Raw genomic sequence first — 17,479 nt, 5'->3', positions numbered from 1 at the left:
TAAGCTTTCTCAAATGGGGGTCATACACGGGGTGGCGCAAGTTCGCTCCACAGGCTATCCAGCTCAGCGTGGCGATGATTTTGATGACGGTATAGCCGTAGCTCCATGGGCACATCCCAGCGACTATCGCCCGCTCTTACCAGCGTGCCTTGAGCAAGCTCTGCCGCGACGTTGCGTTCAGGCAGCCAACTCATGCCGTAGCCAAGTAGCACCAGCTCTTTAATACCGGCCGCGTAGAGATTTTCACTCTGTGCAGTTAAATAGGTGGTTTGGGGGAGCCTGGCTAGGTGTGCTTTAACCGCAGACCCCAACAACCCACGCTTGGGGTAGGCAAGCCAAGGAAGCGGTTGATGGCGCGAGCCAGGCAGCAGTGCGTGAGGTTCTCCCTCTGGGTTTAAGCCAGTCACTGGAATCAGTCGTTCATGCCCAATCACACGATAATTGCAGGCGCTGGTGTCGATCTCCAGGTCGCAGCGCCCAATTGGCCAGTAACAGATAGCCAGGTCGCACTCGGCACGCGCTAAGGCTTTAAAGTAGTCATTGGCCACCCAGCCGGTCGCCCGCAAATACGGCTGTACGCGATCTTGCCACCCCGTAGACGCCAACCATTCCGGTAAAAAATGCGGCAATAGGCTCTGCGGTGCTGCGACCATAATGCGCCGCTGCTGGCCAGCGTTAATTTCGCGCACCCGGTCACGGGTCAGCCGCACCCGGTCGGTCACCTGTTCGCACAGGGTCAAAAACTCCTCCCCGGCCGGGGTGAGTGAGAGCGGCAGCGTTTGACGATTAATCAGCGTTACGCCCATCTCCTCCTCAAGCAGCTTAATCCGCCGGGAGAAGGTGGGTTGCGTAACGTTTTGATCATCTGCTGCGCGTGAGAAGTGCCGCGTTCTGGCCAGGGCGATAAAATCTTCTAGCCAGCGAATTTCCATGCTCTACCTCTCAGCGCCTGGGGTCGCTGTATCGAATACGACGCCCGCTTCATAGGCGTCCCTCCTCAACAGCGTGGCACGCCACTCGGGTTCCGTCATCCTGTGTTTGCAGCAAGGGGATCTCTTGCTTACAGCGCGCATTGGCATGGGGGCAGCGGCCATGAAACACGCAGCCGCTAGGCAGGTTAACCGGGGTCGGCACTTCGCCGGTGAGACGAATATGCTGGGGCCGGTCATCCTTCAAGCGTGGAATGGCCGAGAGCAGCGCCTGGGTATAGGGGTGGCGCGGCTTATCGAACAGCGTCGCGGTGGTGGCAACTTCACACACCGTGCCTAAGTACATCACCGCCACGCGGGTGCCAAAGTGCTCCACGACGGCTAGGTCGTGGGTAATGAACAGGTAGGTCAGATTGCGCTCTTGCTGGGCTTCCATCAGCAGGTTGAGCACCTGGGCTTGAATCGAGACGTCGAGTGCGGAGATAGGCTCGTCGGCAACGATGAACTCAGGGTCAACGGCCAGGGCGCGGGCAATGGCGATACGCTGCCGCTGGCCGCCGGAGAACTCGTGGCCAAAGCGTTTGCCCCAGTCCGGGTCGATGCCCACCGAGCGCATCACTTCCTCTACCTTGTCGAGAATTTGCGGCCGCTTCCAATCAGGGTGGTGCAGGCGTAGCGGTTCTTCCAGGGTTTGCTGAATGGTCATGCGTGGGTTGAGCGACGCATAAGGGTTCTGGAAGATCATCTGCATCCGCTTGCGATACGGCAGCAGTTGGCGCGAGCTTAAGTTATCGATGCGGTTGCCATCGTAGCGAATCTCACCCTCTGTGGGGGTCAGTAGCCCCATGACGGTACGCGCCACGGTGGACTTGCCGCAGCCCGACTCGCCGACCACGCACAGTGCTTCACCGCGTTTGATATCCAGATTCACACCATTAATGGCGTGAACGTGCTCTTGGTGGCGAACCAGCTTGCCGCCCTTAAAACGCAGCTGATCGAGGAAATCCCCAGAGAGCGAGAAGCGCTTTTTCAAGTCGCGAATCTGCAGCAGCGAATCAGCGCTCTGTTCGTTCTGACGTGGAGTAGGATTATGGCTGTCCGTTATAGCCTCAGCGTGCGCACTCATGAGGTTTCCTCCTTCAAACGGCGATCTTCGAGCATTTCAGCCACCATATGACACGCCACGCGGCAGTTGCCGGATTCGACAAATTCAGGCACCTGCTGGGTGCAGGCGGGGCGGGGCTGGCCATCGGCACGATTGATAAAATCGCAGCGCGGATGAAACGCGCAGCCGCTGGGCAGGTTAGAGAGTGACGGCATGCTGCCGCGAATCTGATTGAGCTTTTCGCCGGGGGTTGCCATCTGCGGCAGGGCGTTGATTAAGCCCTGAGTGTAAGGGTGCTGCGGGTCGTTAATAATCTCCCGCGTTGGGCCCTGCTCAATGACTCGTCCCGCGTACATGACAAGCATGCGTTGGGTAACCTGGCTGACCACGCCCAGGTCGTGGGTGATCAGAATAAGCCCCACATTGTGCTGCTCGCAGAGATCAAGTAGCAGCGCCATGATCTCGGCTTGAATGGTCACATCAAGCGCCGTAGTAGGCTCGTCGGCAATGATAATGTCCGGGTCAAGCAGCAGCGCAATGGCGATAATAATCCGCTGGCGCATACCACCTGAAAGCTCGTGAGGGTACTGATCCAGGCGCGTTTCCGGCGAAGGGATTTGCACCTGTTGGAGTTTGTCCAGGGCGATCGCACGGGCTTCTTTGGAAGAGATGCGCCGGTGGGCTTTTAAGCACTCGACCATCTGCTCGCCAATGGAGAGCACCGGATTAAGCGTCATCATTGGGTCTTGGAAGATCATCGAAACGCGGTTGCCGCGTACTTTACGCAGGCCACGCTCAGACATGCGGTTAAGCACCTGACCGTCAAACGTCACCGTACCGCCGGCGATAAAGCCCGGTTTGGCGATCAAGTTGAGCAGCGAAAACGCGGCAACCGACTTGCCTGCGCCGGACTCACCGACAATACCCAGGCGCTCACCGCGCTCAAGGCTGAAACAGATATCGCGCAGGGCGTGCACTTCACCCTGGCGCAGTGCAAAGCGTACATCGAGGTTGTTGACTTCAAGTAGTGCCATGGTGTCCTCAGCCTTTGTAGAGTCGTGGGTTCATGACATCACGCAGCCAATCGCCGAGTAGGTTGATCGACAGCACAAGCACCACCAGAACTGCGCCCGGAATCAAGGTGATCCACCAGGAGCCGGACTGGATGTAATCAAAGCCCGATTTGATCAGTGAGCCAAGCGAGGGGTGGGTCTCTGGCATCCCCAGTCCCAGAAACGACAGCGCCGCTTCAGAGATAATCGCGTTGGCGATCTGCACGGTAGAGATAACAAAGATCGGTGACATGGTGTTGGGTAGCACGTGGCGGAACATAATCCGTTTGCTGCGTAGCCCCATCACGCGGGCGGCGTCAACGTACTCTTTGTTTTTCTCTGCCAGCACTGAGGCGCGCACGGTACGGGCATACTGGGGCCATTCGGCCAGGCCGATAATCAGGATCAGCATCATCACCGCGTACTGGCTATAGAAGGCGCTACCCATGGTCGCTTTGACCAAAGCGCCCACCACGATAGCGACCATCAGCGTCGAGAAGGACAGCTGAATGTCCGCCAGGCGCATCAAGATAGTATCGACACGACCGCCCAGGTAGCCTGCCATTAGGCCGAAGGTGACCCCTAGCAGCGCCTGCAAAATAACCGCACCGAAACCAATCAGCAGCGATACGCGGGTGCCATATAGCACAATCGACCATAAGTCGCGCCCCTGGGCATCGGTACCTAGCGCGTAACGCTCATCGGCACCGTCAATCCAGAAGGGCGGCAGTTCAGATGACATAATGTCGATCTGGGATAGGTCGTAAGGGTTCGTGGGCGCCAGCAGCGGTGAGGCAAAGGCGGCGATAACCATGCAGATAAACACAGCCAGGCAGAGCTGGGCGGTGCGGTCACGCTTGAAGCTGTACCATATATAGGAGTCGCGCAGGCGTTCCCAGCGGCTGGGTGAGGCGCTCGCTGGGGAGGAATTGTTGGTGGTGCTCATGCGGGCTTCCCAGTCAGTTTAACGGTGGGGTTCACCATGCCGTAGATGAGATCCACGATGGTGTTAGTGACGACAAAGATCACGCCGACGATCATCAGGTAGGTCACAATCAACGGTATATCGGCGCGGTTGATCGCATCCAAAAACATCAAACCCATGCCGGGCCATTGGAAAACAGTCTCAGTCAAAATGGTGTAGGCCACCATGGTGCCGATCTGTACGCCGCCCACGGTAATCACTGGTAGCATGGTGTTTTTAAGGGCGTGAACGAAATAGACCCGGCGCATAGAGATGCCTTTAGCGCGGGCGTACTTCACGTACTCCGACTGCAGGACTTCCATCATTTCGGCGCGAATCAGACGGATAAACAGCGGTAGCATAATGGAGGCCAGTGAAACCGCCGGTAGCACTAGATGCTGTAAACCGTTCCAAGTTGCCAGGTTGGTGTCCCAGTTGCCCACCACGTTAACGAGATCATAACCACGGCCGAAGGAGGGCATATTGCCTTCGGTGGAGAAGAAGTCATTCAGCCATGCGCCCCAGCCGGTACTTTCGGGGAACAGTGTGACAGTGACGCCGATGGCGAAGATTTGAATCAGTACGATCGCGGTCAAGAACACTGGAATCGAGATACCGATAATCGATATACCCATAAACAGGCGTGAAATCGGTGAGCGCGGTTTGATGGCGCTATATACCCCAATGGGTACCGAAAGCAGCACAATAATCAGCGTCGCGGCAAATACCAGCTCCAGGGTGGCGGGTAAGTGGCGAGCAATTACTTCTAACGCCGGTTCGCGATAAAAGTACGAGTAGCCAAAATCGCCTTGAACGGCGTTTTTAGCAAAACGAGCGTACTGCACCAGGAAGGGGTCATTGAGGCCAAAGCGCTCGCGAATCTCTTCACGCTCGCTCTCCGGCACTGACTGGCCAACCATCTGCTGTATGGGGTCACCCAGGTTATCCTGAATGGCGAAGGCCAGCACGCTGATGACAAACATCACCAAAATCGCGTGCATCAGCCGCTTGATTAAAAAGGCAATCATGGCGTACGCCACCTATATGAGGGGTTCATCAAAGGGAGTAGGGGCATGTTATGCAGAGTTCTCACAGACGCGAACTGCCAGCTAAAAGGCTTCGCCCCCTAAACGCTTAGGGAGCGAAGCATCCTTGCGGTTTACTTGTTGGCTGTTAACGCTGTAGTGACTCTTTTCTAGGCATTTAATCAATCAGCGCTGTGAGCGCTTAATCGTCGCTGCGATTAATGACCAAGTCACCCAGGTAGGGGAAGTCAAGGGCGTTGACTACAGGCTCAATCTCAACCCCTTCAGCGGCCGCGTAAGCAAGGTTCTGCCAGTGCAGTGTGATATAGCCGACGTCTTCATAGAGCATGGCTTCGGCTTCGCGCAGCATTTCGTTGCGTTTTTCCAAATCGGTTTCACTATCGGCTTCGGTGACGAGTGCGTCGATCTCTTCGTTGCAGTAGCCACCGTAGTTGTATTGGCCAGCACCGGTCTCTTCATCGAAGCAGAAGGTTAGATACTGGAAGAAGTTAGCGGTATCTTCGGTATCCGCGTGCCAGCCGATCATCGCCATATCCGATTGACGGGTATCGTACTCAGGCCAGTACTGCGCCAGGGGCATGGTACGCAGGTCAACGTCAATATTGATTTGTGCCAGCATATTGGCGACCGCTTGGGCGATCTGGGCATCGTTTACGTAGCGATTGTTGGGGGCAATCATTTCAACGCTGAAGCCGTCTGCGTAGCCCGCTTCGGCCATTAGCTCTTTGGCGCGTTCAATATCGTAGCGTGGCGTTAAGTCTGGGTTGTGACCGGAGTAACCTTTGGGTGATATCTGTCCGGCGGGCGTCGCGAAGCCGCGCATTAAGCGGTCGGCAATGCCTTCCTGGTTAATAGCCAGATCAACCGCTTGGCGAACGCGGGCATCCTGGAAGGCTTCAACGCGGTCTTCGTTCATTTGGAAGCCAATGATACGCGTACCGTCAACCTCAACCAGATTAACGCCGTCGGCCTCGCGTACGCGATCCAAATCGTTGGGAGGCACGGCATCAATAAAGTCGACACCGCCAGAGAGCAGGGCGGCAACCCGTGAGGCGTTCTCAGCGATGGGTGTCAGCACGATATTAGAGACATTGCCTTCGCTTTCGGTATCCCAGTAGTCTTCGAAGCGCTCAAAATCTACCCGTACACCCTGACGGCGGTCAGTCACCATGAACGGACCAGTACCGGAAACATTGCGCGAAGCAAAGGAGTTGCCAGCTTTAACGATCTCACCTTTGTCGTTGCCGCCCTCGGTTTCACCGCTATAGAACTCGCTATCCATCGGGAAGATGTAAGTAGCCAGGTTGAGTAGCAGCGGGTAAGGTTCGGTGGTGACAATTTCAACGGTGTAGTCATCAACGGCTTCGGCGCTGGCCACTGGCTCAAAAATAGCGCGATAGTCAGGGCTCTCTTTCAGACGCTCAATGGTCCATACCACGTCTTTGGCGGTGAATTCGTTACCTGAGTGGAAGGTAACGCCTTCACGCAAGGTCATGCGCATGGTGGTTTCGTCGACCTGCTCCCACTCGGTGGCTAAGCGCGGCTCAAACTCAAAATCTTTTGTCCAGCGCACCAGCGGATCAAATGCCATATGAGAAAAGCGCAAGACGCCGCCAGAAAGCTGCTCGTGGATATCGAGGGTTTCAGGGTCGGCGGAGTAGCCAATACGCAGCGTTTCAGCACTTGCGGTCATCGGTAGTAACGTCGTACCCGCAACCACTGCACCAATAACGGAAGCCAGTAAGGTTTTCTTGAGCGTCATCATCGTTCCCTTAAATCATTGTTTATTTTTCGTTTTACCGCCGTTTTCTTGGCTAGAAGCACCCTTCCCGCCAGGAAAGCGTCGGCAAAACAGACACGGTCAGTTGTTAAGCCTATTTACAACACAAGCGCACAACCTAGGCTTACAACATAGAGAGTGCCTATCGCGTCATACAATCGAAATAATGACAGGCATCATTCGTCTACTGAATGATGGGGCTAATAGCGGCATGCTGAAGGCTTGTTTTAAGACGAAAGTAGTAAGCGAAAAGCGACACATAATAGGGCGGAAAATCTTATGTGGAAAAAAATTGGGATAGCGTTGATGGGGGTTTGGCTACCTATCACTGGTTTTGCCACTGAGCCTGTGGGGCAAAGTCCTCCTCAAGGTGGCTCTGAGCGCGCGGCGCCTGAAATAGCAGGGTCGTTGGATGATGAGTTGCGGGAGTGGTTTATTTTACGCCATGGTAATGACTCAAATGCCTCATTCGTAGAGCTAGGCGACGATATCAATATTGATATCGCTGGCTCTGTTGACGATGAGAAGTGGGACGGCGAGGAGGCGCTCTCTATTAGCCTGACCGTGAACGAAGGGCAGTTGATCAATGCAGTGGTTATTTATTCCATTGGGGCTTCTATTGCCCCGCCGCTGTTCACCTCTGAAGGGGGGGAAGTAGTAGTAACACTGACTCACTATGACCGTACCAGCCAAACGGTTCGCGTAGCTGGGAAAATTGAGGGGGCGCTGGGACTGCAAGTCGAGCTAGGTGAACCGCCAAGCCAGGAAGAGGGCATTGAGATCGACGTGGTGTTCGATGTAGAGGCGCAAAAAGTAGAGTTCTAATGCCTAGGTCGACGTTTGCCGACCTGGTGACAAGACCTCAGTGGCTATCCATGTCCATCAAAAGCGCTTAACCGAACTGCTGGTGCAGCCAGGCATTAATAGTGTCAGATTCGTACATCCACTCTTCACGCCCATCGTCGTGGGTGATTCTCAAGCAGGGCACTTTGACTTTGCCACCCCCTTCCAAGAGCGCCTGCTTATGGGCAGGATCAAGTTGAGCATCACGTACCTCAATGTTTAAACCCAGCCGCGCTATCTCTTTGCGCACCTTGATGCAGAAAGGGCAGGTGCGAAATTGGTACAGCGCAAGGTTCTGGCACGCTTGATCCACCTTGGCTTGTTCTTCAGGCGTACGCTCTACTGACTTAGGCGTGGAAAGCTTCTCGGAAATCAGCATGACCGGGGCGAGCACCAAGCGAAGACCACGAAAGAAATAGCGAATTAAAATGCGCATCGAAAAAGGCTCCTGTGCTGAGATGTTGGCTTACATCAGCGTGACAAATGGGAAGAAAGGGATCGTCATCATTAGTAAACAGTGGCCGCATCCTGCAACAACTAAAGGGATTTGTCACTTGAGTGGTGCTTTGTCAGCGTTTATGGCGATGAATAGATGAGCAAATAGCCTCAACATGCTAGGCTGCTTAGCTATTTTTTAAACCGGTTTTTAAACCGGTGGCTATTTTTACGCCATTTTTTGGCTTTTAGTAAATTGGTTTACGGGCGATTAACGGGGCGAGAGCCATGCATCTGCATATTATGGGTATCTGCGGCACCTTTATGGGTAGCCTGGCACTGCTGGCGCGTGAAATGGGGCACCAGGTGAGTGGCTCCGATCAGAATGTTTACCCACCCATGAGCACCCAGTTGGTTGATGCGGGCATCACCTTAATGGAGGGCTACCACGCCGAGCATCTGTCGCCAGCGCCGGATCTTGTCGTGGTGGGCAATGCCTTGTCACGGGGCAATGAAGAGGTTGAAGCGTTACTCAATAGCGGCCTGCCGTATACCTCGGGGGCGCAGTGGTTGGCGGAGCACGTGCTGCCCGGCCGACGCGTCATTGCCGTGGCAGGTACCCATGGTAAAACCACCACCGCCAGTGTATTAGCCTGGCTTTTAGAGAGTGCCGGCTTAGCGCCGGGGTTTTTGATTGGTGGCGTGCCGCGTAATTTTGGCGTGTCGGCGCGCGTGGGTGATCCGCAAGCGCCGTTTGTGGTGGAAGCTGACGAGTACGACACGGCGTTCTTTGATAAACGTTCCAAGTTTGTTCACTACCGTCCGCATATCGCCATACTCAACAACCTTGAGTTTGACCACGCCGATATCTTCCCCGACCTGGCAGCCATTGAGCGCCAGTTCCATCACCTGGTGCGCACCGTCCCAAGCCAGGGGCACCTATTAGTTGCTGATGAGCAGCCCGCCCTTGAACGTGTTCTGAGCCAGGGCGCCTGGACGCCGGTAGCGCACTTTGGTGATCGGGATGCGAGCGAGTGGCAACTGAAATTAGAGCGCGACGACGCCAGTCGTTTCCAGGTGATTTATAGCGCTGGCGAGTCTGGTCAGGATACCCATGGACAAGAGGAGGACGGGGTCGTCGAGTGGGCGCTAACCGGCGAGCATAACGCCCGCAATGCGTTGGCAGCGCTGGCGGCGGCGCATTTGTGTGGGGTTGATTTAGCCCGTGGCTGTGCGGCGCTGGCGCGTTTTGAAACACCCAGAAGGCGCCAGGAGGTGCGCGGCGAAATCAATGGCATTCAGGTGATCGATGATTTCGCCCACCACCCCACGGCGATTGCCGCGACGCTCAAAGGTCTACGTGCGGCCACCACGAAAGGACGCCTGCTGGCGGTCATCGAGCCGCGCTCCAATACCATGCGTTTAGGTGCTCTGCGCGAGCGGTTACTCGAGAGCGTGGCTGACGCTGATGGTGTTTTTTGGTTTCAGCCCGCCGGGCTCGACTGGTCGATGGACGAGCTGGTTGCCACGCAAGGTGCGCATGCCCAGCTGTTTAGCGATATTGATACGCTGGTGGCAGCAGTGGTCACTCAAGCGTCACCGTTGGATCGCATTGTGGTGATGTCCAACGGTGGCTTTGAGGGCGTGCATGAACGCTTGCTCGCCGCATTAGCCGCAGCCAAGGAGGGGAATGCGTGACAGATAGAGCCGACGCATCGTTCAAAAAACCGATTACCGTGGCACTCACCGGCGCATCCGGGGCTCAATACGGTTTGCGCTTGATCGATGTACTAGTCGCCGCAGGCCATGAAGTGTGGGTCATGATTTCGAAAGCTGCGCACATGGTCATCGCCACAGAAACAGATATTGAGCTACCCGCCCAGCCCCAGCGTTTAGCCGAGGCGCTGAGTGAGCGCAGTGGGGCACAGCTTGGTCAGATCCGCTGCTTTGGCCGCGAAGACTGGATGGCGCCGGTGGCATCAGGCTCTGGCGCGCCCTCCGCCATGGTGGTGTGCCCGTGCTCTACCGGCACGCTTTCTGCCGTTGCAACGGGGGCTAGCAATAATCTGATTGAGCGGGCGGCGGACGTGGCGATTAAAGAGCGCCGAACGCTGGTGCTGGTGCCGCGGGAAAGCCCATTTTCACCGATTCACTTGGAGCACATGTTGGCATTGAGTCGCTTGGGAGTGGTCATTTTGCCGGCGGCTCCTGGGTTTTATCACTGCCCGCAAAGCATTGATGATCTGATTGATTTTATTGTCGCGCGTATTCTCAACCAGTTGGGAATCGAGCATTCGCTGGTGCCTCGCTGGGGAGAGGTCGGAGATAAGGATGAGTGATCTATGATGTCGTGGGCCACGCTGTCGGTTTTTGTGCCAACGTTTCTGTTTGTCTCGCTAACCCCAGGTATGTGCATGACCCTCGCCATGGTGCTGGGCATGACCCAAGGCGTCAAACGCACGCTGTGGATGATGATTGGCGAGTTGCTCGGCGTGGGCTTGGTGGCGGCGGCCGCTGGCGCAGGCGTGGCGGCGTTAATGCTGCGTCAGCCAGAGCTGTTTGTGCTGTTTAAGTGGGTGGGCGGCGCTTACCTGGGTTATTTGGGTATTATGATGTGGCGTTCCCGTGGGCGCATGGCGATTCCTAACGAGCTTGATGCGGGCCCACCCGCTAGCCCCCTGCAGTTAGCCATGCAAGGGTTTGTTACCGCGGTGGCAAACCCTAAAGGGTGGGCATTTTTTATGGTGCTGCTGCCGCCTTTTTTGGATAGTAGTCGCCCATTGCCGGGGCAGCTCAGCCTGCTGATAGCGGTCATTTTGACCATTGAGTTTGTCAGCATGCTGGTCTATGCCACCGGCGGCAAAACGCTACGCAATGTGCTCGGTAAAAGCGGCAATGTCCGGCTCCTGAATCGCATCGCCGGAACACTGATGATTGGGGTAGGCCTGTGGCTTGCCTTGGGGTAAAGCGGTGTCGATTTAAAGCTAAACCGGTGGGAAGAAGCCGACGCGAGCGCTGATAAGCACTAGCGATGCCAGGCTGAGCAGAAGCCACGGGCAGGGGCGCATCGACGGGCGCGACTGCTGCTGCCAATGAAGTAGCGTGAGTGCGCAAACGACCAAGCCGAGTAGCGCGCCTCCCACCAGATCACTGAACCAGTGCACGCCCACCACCAGTCTTGATAGCGCCATGGGCAGTGCAAGCGCTAGTGCTATCCAGTACACCCAAAAGCGTTTTTGACGGGGTATCTCGGCCGCAACGAACGCCGCTGTAAGGCCAACGAGCACCACGGCGGTGGAAGTGTGGGCGCTGGGGTAGGAGAACGAGCCCATTAAGTAGTCCGGTGTCTCTGGGCGAGCACGACCAAACAGCCCTTTGCCTACTGTGTTTAGCAGGGCGACGCTGGCAAAGGCGCCACTCCAGTGCAGTAAAGCCTCCCATCTCTTGCTCACCAGCATCCATGCTGCCCAAGGCAGTGTTAAAGCGATAATGCCTAGGGTGTCGCCAATGCGTGCAAAAACATTCCCCGCTCGGTACAAAACATCGCTCTGCAGCCAGGAGAACAGTTGCTGAATGAACAGATCAATCTCAAGCGGTTCATGGTGGGCGATGACCAGCAGTGTCCAGCCAGACAGACTGCCTAGCGCTATGACCAGTAACAGTAGTGAAGCCAAGGGAACATCGCCGGTTTGACTCATGGCCAGCCATGGCCTGCGTAGTAGCGGCATACGGCGAACGCTGACAGCAATAGCCCGGTAAAGTCGCCCATGCCGTGTCGCCTGATGCCGACCCCAGGAGAAAATCACCGCGAGCACGACAATGATCGCTGCGAGGATAAGCAGCGCAGCCTCTATGCCTGGCGGTAGATTCAAATGGTGCTGCCAGGTACGCCCCAACAAATAGCCGGGCAGTATATAGGCAGGCGCCCACAGTGCCGCAGAAGTGACGTTAGCCCAAATAAAGGTGCGTGGTGGCATACGCATCATGCCTGCTACCAAGGGAATAATCGGTCGCACCGGACCGACAAAGCGGCCGATAAACACTGACCAAATGCCATAGCGCTCAAAGAACCGTGCCCCGCGGCCCAACCATTCGGGATGCAGGGAAAGGGGCCATCTCTGAGTGACCTGCTCGTGATGTTTAAAGCCCAGCGAAAAACTGACGCCGTCGCCTAAAATAGCGCCTATGAAGGCAGCACCGATTAACCATGCCAAGCCAAGATCCTGATGTCCCGCCAGGGAGGCTGCGGTAGTGATTAACACCACGCCCGGCACCAGCAGCCCGATCAAGGCAAGTGATTCTACTAATGAAATCGCCAGCACCAGACAGACGATCAACGCAGGCGATGGCGTTAATGAGTGGAGCAGATCGGCTAGCGGCAAGGAGAGTACTCCAGCGTCAGATAAGAGACATTGAAAAGGCAGATTAGAGGTTGGCGAGGGCGGCGCCGCGGGTTTCCAGGCGCTTTACATAGTGTGCAAAGTGCTCGGTGCGACTGGGTAAGCAGGCGGCAATGCGCGCTTCCAGTTGACCGGTTTCTACCAGTACACGCTGTGAAAGAGCTCTTTGTAAACGCTCGCGTACCAACAGAGCGCCGCTTTCACTAGTGTCAGGTAGAACCAGCCAAAAAGTGGCGCTGTCCGCGCGCCCCAGCACGTCATGATCGCGACAACGGCTATTCACTTCACCGCATAGCGCTCCCAGCAGCGCCGTTTGCGCACGATGGCCAAACTGCTCTGCTGCCATATCCAACTGCGGTAAATGCAGTACCAGCACTGCCAGTTGCTGATTGAGCATGGCAGCGCGCTGGAACTCGCTGTGTAAACGCTCTTTTAGCGTGTCCATGTGGAAAGCTTCACAGTCGCTGTCGTTGGGGTCGGTAGCTCTTAAGAGTGCGCGGCGACGAGCATGCTCCCAGCGGGGGAGGGCAAGTAACAGTGTTAAAGCAGCATAGCCCACGATAATCGCCGGTGGCGCAGAGGCGACCGAAGGAAGCAGCCACCACAATGGCCCAATGGCAATATTAATCAGCATTGCGGCCCATAGCGGTAGCAGTAAAAACGCGGCGGTAATCGGCAGGCCTAACCATAGAGGTGATACCTGCGGCTGAAAATAGAAAGCGCCGAGCACTACCGAGTAGGTACTGCAGAGTAGAATAATGCGTGGCAGGTAGCTTTTTACGCCCTGCCCAATATGCATCAGCAGGGCGGCCATTAGCAGCAGGGTCATAAAGGTGGGAATCAGCAGGTCGCGGTAGTCACCCATGGCATACAGCCATAGCGCGTAACCCACCATCAACGCGATACTGGAAGTATAAGCCAGGGTCATTAATCGTTTGGGGAGGTACTCGATCATACCGTCTCCCGCACCCGCTCAGCCGGAAGTTTGCTGATCTCAAACACCGAAAGCGTTGCCGGTTCGATATCGATTAATTCAAGGTGTTCACTGGTAATATTGTCGGGTAAGTCGGCGAGTAGTAGGCTGCGTCGTTGAGCGGCTTCTCTAGGTGAGCGGGCAAGAATGAGTGTCACCAGCGTTGTGCTGCTTAATCGGTAAACGTTTTCAAAATCATAGGTTAATTCGCACAGCTTTTGCGCCATTGGCCACAGTTGGTGGCGTTTTACGTGCAGAATAAACAGTTCCGCATGAACGCCTTCACGCTCGCAGCGCGTTTGTTCCCGGGCGATATCGCGCAGCAACTGCTCACCGGCCCAAAGGTTAAGGCCGGGAATCAATCGCAGGCGTTGGCGAATGGAACCGTTCATATCAATAAGCTGCTGTGCTCTGGATAAGGCCAGCAGGCCAAGCACCAGCAGTGAACAAATCAGCAGCACAAGCGCTGACGCCTCCAATTGAGGTGCTACCATTATAGCGCTAATCAGTGCAGCGCTGAGGTTAAAAGCGGCGACCCCATTGTTTTGGGGCAGCATCAGCATTGCGGCCCACGCCCAGATTAAAATGCCGTGTCGTTCTGGAGCAGTGGCAATTAAACCCAATAGCAGTGCACCCGGTACAATTTGCCATGGCAATCCTCGCGAACGACGGTGGCTAAAATCAAGCATCAGCGCGGTGATGAGTAACCAGCCGACTGATAGCCACAGCACTAGGGCAGCAGCAGGGGGTGTGGCGGGTGTCCATAGTGCCAAAGCGACGGCAGCAGCTAAAAGATTGGCACGTAGCAGGCGGATTTTGTACTTGCTTTGCATGGTGACTTACTATTCGTCCTGAATGACCAGATGTATCTCATCAAGTAAAGTAATTGTAGGATAATAAATGTACGCGAGACATATTAGTGCCTTAATCGTCCCCAGTATAACGATGAAATGACGTAACATAAGCAAAACATGTAAAACGCGATACATGGTTAATTAAAAAATTAAAGTATCCTTCCGTACGGAGACACTATGAGCGCTTCAACACCGTTCCAAGACGAGGCCCATCAGCACTTAATTGCCGGAAATGTGCCCGCCTACATGCAGGCCTTGGGGCAAGCGGCGCGCCGCGCCGCCAGTGAACTGCGGCGGGCGGATACCGGGTTGAAAAACCGTGCGCTAATGGCTATGGCGCAGCGCTTGACCGAGGCGCGAGCCAAAATACTGGATGCCAACACCGAGGATTTACAGCGTGGCCGCGAGAACGGTTTGGAAAGCGCGCTGCTGGATCGCTTAGCTCTGAACGACGCGCGTATCGACGCCATGATTGAAGGGCTACAGCAGGTAGCGGGCTTGCCTGACCCGGTGGGCGAAATTGGCGATATGCGTTATCGGCCTAGCGGCATCCAAGTGGGCAAAATGCGCGTCCCGCTGGGCGTCATCGGGATTATTTACGAGTCGCGCCCAAATGTAACCCTGGAAGCCGCCAGCCTATGTTTGAAGTCGGGCAACGCCTGTATTTTGCGCGGCGGGTCGGAAGCCAGCCAGTCAAATGCCGCCATTAGCGCCTGTATCCAAACGGGGTTAGCTGATGTAGGCCTGCCAGCGGGTAGTGTGCAGGTAGTCGCCACCACTGATCGCGCGGCGGTGGGTGAAATGATTAGCATGCCGGAATATGTCGACGTGATTATCCCCCGCGGTGGAAAGTCGTTGATTGAGCGTATCAGCCGTGATGCCCGCGTACCGGTTATCAAACATCTCGACGGTGTTTGTCATGTGTATATCGATACCACCGCTGATCCCGCCAAAGCGCTAGCCATCGCCGTCAATGCGAAAACTCATCGCTACGGCACCTGTAACACCATGGAAACGTTGCTGGTTGATGCGCCGATTGCTGACCTGCTGCTGCCGGAACTGGCCCGCGCTTATGCCGAACATGAAGTTGAACTGCGTGGCTGCCAGCGTACGCAGGCATTGTTGCCACAGGCGGCAGCTGCTGAAGAAGCCGATTGGTATGCCGAGTATTTGGCCCCCGTGCTGGCAATCAAAGTGGTCGATGGTATCGATGAAGCGATTGCCCATATTGAACAGTACGGCTCTCACCACACTGATGCGATTGTCACCCAGGATTATTCACTCGCACGCCGCTTTATGGCGGAAGTCGACTCCAGTTCGGTGATTGTGAATGCCTCTACCCGGTTTGCCGATGGTTTTGAGTACGGGCTTGGCGCTGAGATCGGAATTTCAACCGATAAGCTTCACGCCCGTGGGCCTGTCGGTTTAGAAGGGCTAACCACTCAGAAATACGTCGTATTTGGCGATGGCCAGGTGCGTGAATAGGGTGGTGGCATGAGTCAAACGGAGCAGCGTATCGGCATGTTGGGCGGCACCTTTGACCCTGTTCATCTGGGGCATTTGCGCAGCGCGGTAGAGTTGCATGAGGCGCTGTCGCTTGATCGGCTACATATGATACCGGCTCAACAGCCACCGCTACGTGGGCGACCCCAAGTCTCGGCGAAACAGAGATTGGCGTTATTAGAAGCGGGTATCGGTGCGACGCCTGGGCTGGTCGCCGATGACCGCGAGCTGCGCCGTGACGGCCCCTCTTATAGCGTCGATACACTGGCTGAGCTGCGTGGGGAAGTTGGCGAACAGGCCCGTCTGGTGATGGCGATTGGTTTTGATGCCTTTTTGCGGCTCGCCCAGTGGCACCAGCCGGAGCGCTTGTTTGAGTTTGCTCATCTAGTGGTGATTGCCAGACCGGGCTATGACGATCCGTTACCGGCATCATTAATGGAACTGGTAGCGCATCGCAGAGTCGATAGCGTAGACGCATTGATGCAGCGGCCTTGCGGCGGCTATCTGCCGTTGGAACTGCCATCACTGATGGCGATCTCGGCAACGTATATCCGCGAGCGTTTAGAGGCCGGGAAAAGCGTGCGCTATTTACTGCCAGAAGCCGTTGAATTGGCCATTACGCAGGACGGACTTTATCGACAACGCGAATAGCGCTGGCAGTCATCAAAGAAGCCGTTACAATGGCCGGCTTTATTGACCGATTAACCAATAAGGTTGTCTTTAGGAGTCATGCACATCGATACATTGAAAAATCTAGCGGTTGACGCGCTAGAAGAACTGAAAGCACGTGACATTACGCAGTTGGATGTTGCCAAATTAACCGAGGTCACCGACCTCATGCTGATTGCCAGTGGTACTTCGACCCGCCATGTGGCTGCCCTGGCGCAAAACGTCGTGGAAAAAGCCAAGGCTGCAGGGCTTGGCCCGCTGGGCGTTGAAGGTGGCGATAACGCCGATTGGGTACTGGTCGACCTGGGGGATGTCGTTGTCCACGTGATGATGCCCGAGGCACGCACCCTGTATGACTTAGAGCGGCTGTGGGCCGATCTACCCAGCGACTCGGGTGCCATTGGCGACTCTCTTGAGCGCTTCCAAGAGCGAGCCGGCATGTCATGAAGATCCGGCTGTTAGCGGTAGGAAGCAAAATGCCTGGCTGGGTAGAAGAGGGCGTCAATACTTACCGCAAGCGGCTGCCGAGAGATTTTAATCTCGAGATAGAAGAAATTGCCCTCGGTCAGCGTGGCAAAAATGCAGATATCGCGAAGGCGCGTGCCCAAGAGGCGCAGCGAATTCGCGACAAGTTGCGTGGCGACGAGTATCTAGTCGCGCTGGAAGTCAAAGGTAAGCCTTGGACCACCGAACAGTTAGCGCAAGAAGCCGATGCCTGGCGCATGGCCGGGCGAGATATTGTCCTGCTTGTGGGGGGCCCAGACGGTCTCGAGCCCTCACTTTCTGCGACGGCTGACAAAACCTGGTCGATCTCCCCGCTGACGCTGCCCCACCCGCTGGTGCGGATTATGCTGGCCGAGCAGCTCTACCGTGCCTGGACACTACTGGTAGGTCACCCTTATCACCGCTGACGGCTAACTGAGATG

At 55.8% G+C, this 17,479-nt stretch carries 18 protein-coding genes; 8 read left to right on the top strand and 10 right to left on the bottom strand.

The window, feature by feature from the left end; translation table 11 throughout:
- Nucleotides 1-20: 20 nt before the first annotated feature.
- From ACW17M_RS07185 to ACW17M_RS07160, 6 genes are all read right to left on the bottom strand, one after another.
- On the bottom strand, nucleotides 21-932 hold the full coding sequence (locus tag ACW17M_RS07185) for a LysR family transcriptional regulator (protein ID WP_457547112.1): 912 nt from the start codon (nucleotides 930-932) through the stop codon (nucleotides 21-23).
- A gap of 49 nt (nucleotides 933-981) precedes the next feature.
- On the bottom strand, nucleotides 982-2,055 hold the full coding sequence (locus ACW17M_RS07180; RefSeq protein WP_027957554.1) for an ABC transporter ATP-binding protein: 1,074 nt from the start codon (nucleotides 2,053-2,055) through the stop codon (nucleotides 982-984).
- Complete coding sequence (locus tag ACW17M_RS07175) at nucleotides 2,052-3,068, bottom strand: ABC transporter ATP-binding protein (protein WP_009287009.1); 1,017 nt, start codon at nucleotides 3,066-3,068, stop codon at nucleotides 2,052-2,054. The genes ACW17M_RS07180 and ACW17M_RS07175 overlap by 4 nt, the downstream gene beginning before the upstream one ends.
- Before the next feature lie 7 nt (nucleotides 3,069-3,075).
- Complete coding sequence (locus ACW17M_RS07170) at nucleotides 3,076-4,032, bottom strand: ABC transporter permease (RefSeq protein ID WP_009287008.1); 957 nt, start codon at nucleotides 4,030-4,032, stop codon at nucleotides 3,076-3,078.
- Nucleotides 4,029-5,078, bottom strand: coding sequence for an ABC transporter permease (locus ACW17M_RS07165; RefSeq protein WP_039859109.1), 1,050 nt, complete (start codon nucleotides 5,076-5,078; stop codon nucleotides 4,029-4,031). The genes ACW17M_RS07170 and ACW17M_RS07165 overlap by 4 nt, the downstream gene beginning before the upstream one ends.
- A 199-nt stretch (nucleotides 5,079-5,277) precedes the next feature.
- Nucleotides 5,278-6,858, bottom strand: coding sequence for an ABC transporter substrate-binding protein (locus ACW17M_RS07160; RefSeq protein ID WP_039859107.1), 1,581 nt, complete (start codon nucleotides 6,856-6,858; stop codon nucleotides 5,278-5,280).
- 297 nt (nucleotides 6,859-7,155) lie between these two features.
- Between ACW17M_RS07160 and ACW17M_RS07155 the strand changes: the two genes are divergently transcribed.
- Nucleotides 7,156-7,701, top strand: coding sequence for a hypothetical protein (locus tag ACW17M_RS07155; RefSeq protein WP_009287005.1), 546 nt, complete (start codon nucleotides 7,156-7,158; stop codon nucleotides 7,699-7,701).
- A gap of 67 nt (nucleotides 7,702-7,768) precedes the next feature.
- Here the strand turns inward: ACW17M_RS07155 and ACW17M_RS07150 are convergent, their stop codons facing one another.
- Nucleotides 7,769-8,155, bottom strand: coding sequence for a glutaredoxin family protein (locus tag ACW17M_RS07150; protein ID WP_022523151.1), 387 nt, complete (start codon nucleotides 8,153-8,155; stop codon nucleotides 7,769-7,771).
- A gap of 287 nt (nucleotides 8,156-8,442) precedes the next feature.
- Here ACW17M_RS07150 and mpl point away from each other — a divergent pair, with 287 nt between their 5' ends.
- The 3 genes from mpl to ACW17M_RS07135 are packed head-to-tail and all read left to right on the top strand — an operon-like array spanning nucleotide 8,443 to nucleotide 11,120.
- A complete protein-coding gene (mpl, locus tag ACW17M_RS07145) occupies nucleotides 8,443-9,852 on the top strand; it encodes a UDP-N-acetylmuramate:L-alanyl-gamma-D-glutamyl-meso-diaminopimelate ligase (protein ID WP_141440966.1) in 1,410 nt (469 codons plus the stop codon).
- A complete protein-coding gene (locus ACW17M_RS07140; protein ID WP_457547111.1) occupies nucleotides 9,849-10,493 on the top strand; it encodes a flavin prenyltransferase UbiX in 645 nt (214 codons plus the stop codon). Before mpl ends, ACW17M_RS07140 begins: the two co-directional genes overlap by 4 nt.
- Before the next feature lie 3 nt (nucleotides 10,494-10,496).
- Complete coding sequence (locus ACW17M_RS07135) at nucleotides 10,497-11,120, top strand: LysE family translocator (protein WP_190373107.1); 624 nt, start codon at nucleotides 10,497-10,499, stop codon at nucleotides 11,118-11,120.
- A gap of 18 nt (nucleotides 11,121-11,138) precedes the next feature.
- On the opposite strand, the gene ACW17M_RS07130 is transcribed toward ACW17M_RS07135, so the two are convergent.
- From ACW17M_RS07130 to ACW17M_RS07120, 3 genes are read right to left on the bottom strand one after another with little or no spacing between them, the layout of a single operon-like run.
- The gene (locus ACW17M_RS07130; protein WP_161463573.1) at nucleotides 11,139-12,536 is read right to left on the bottom strand and encodes a bifunctional DedA family/phosphatase PAP2 family protein; all 1,398 of its coding nucleotides are present in this window, start codon (nucleotides 12,534-12,536) and stop codon (nucleotides 11,139-11,141) included.
- A gap of 43 nt (nucleotides 12,537-12,579) precedes the next feature.
- The gene (locus ACW17M_RS07125) at nucleotides 12,580-13,509 is read right to left on the bottom strand and encodes a diguanylate cyclase domain-containing protein (protein WP_041158542.1); all 930 of its coding nucleotides are present in this window, start codon (nucleotides 13,507-13,509) and stop codon (nucleotides 12,580-12,582) included.
- Entirely contained in the window at nucleotides 13,506-14,360 is an 855-nt protein-coding gene (locus ACW17M_RS07120) for a hypothetical protein (protein ID WP_457547110.1), read from the bottom strand. The genes ACW17M_RS07125 and ACW17M_RS07120 overlap by 4 nt, the downstream gene beginning before the upstream one ends.
- Before the next feature lie 198 nt (nucleotides 14,361-14,558).
- Here ACW17M_RS07120 and ACW17M_RS07115 point away from each other — a divergent pair, with 198 nt between their 5' ends.
- From ACW17M_RS07115 to rlmH, 4 genes are all read left to right on the top strand, one after another.
- Nucleotides 14,559-15,866 (top strand): glutamate-5-semialdehyde dehydrogenase, encoded by a 1,308-nt coding sequence (locus ACW17M_RS07115; RefSeq protein WP_022523154.1) that lies wholly within the window; start codon nucleotides 14,559-14,561, stop codon nucleotides 15,864-15,866.
- Between the two features lie 9 nt (nucleotides 15,867-15,875).
- The gene (gene nadD, locus ACW17M_RS07110) at nucleotides 15,876-16,535 is read left to right on the top strand and encodes a nicotinate-nucleotide adenylyltransferase (protein WP_141440970.1); all 660 of its coding nucleotides are present in this window, start codon (nucleotides 15,876-15,878) and stop codon (nucleotides 16,533-16,535) included.
- A 78-nt stretch (nucleotides 16,536-16,613) separates the two neighbouring features.
- Nucleotides 16,614-17,000, top strand: coding sequence for a ribosome silencing factor (gene rsfS, locus ACW17M_RS07105; RefSeq protein ID WP_022523156.1), 387 nt, complete (start codon nucleotides 16,614-16,616; stop codon nucleotides 16,998-17,000).
- On the top strand, nucleotides 16,997-17,464 hold the full coding sequence (rlmH, locus tag ACW17M_RS07100) for a 23S rRNA (pseudouridine(1915)-N(3))-methyltransferase RlmH (RefSeq protein ID WP_009286999.1): 468 nt from the start codon (nucleotides 16,997-16,999) through the stop codon (nucleotides 17,462-17,464). The genes rsfS and rlmH overlap by 4 nt, the downstream gene beginning before the upstream one ends.
- The last annotated feature ends 15 nt before the right edge of the window (nucleotides 17,465-17,479 follow it).

The sequence above is a fragment of the Vreelandella sp. 2A-K22 genome (genome assembly GCF_054065485.1).
Note: the sequence above shows the minus strand (reverse complement) of the source record. Positions and strands in the feature narration are given on the sequence as shown.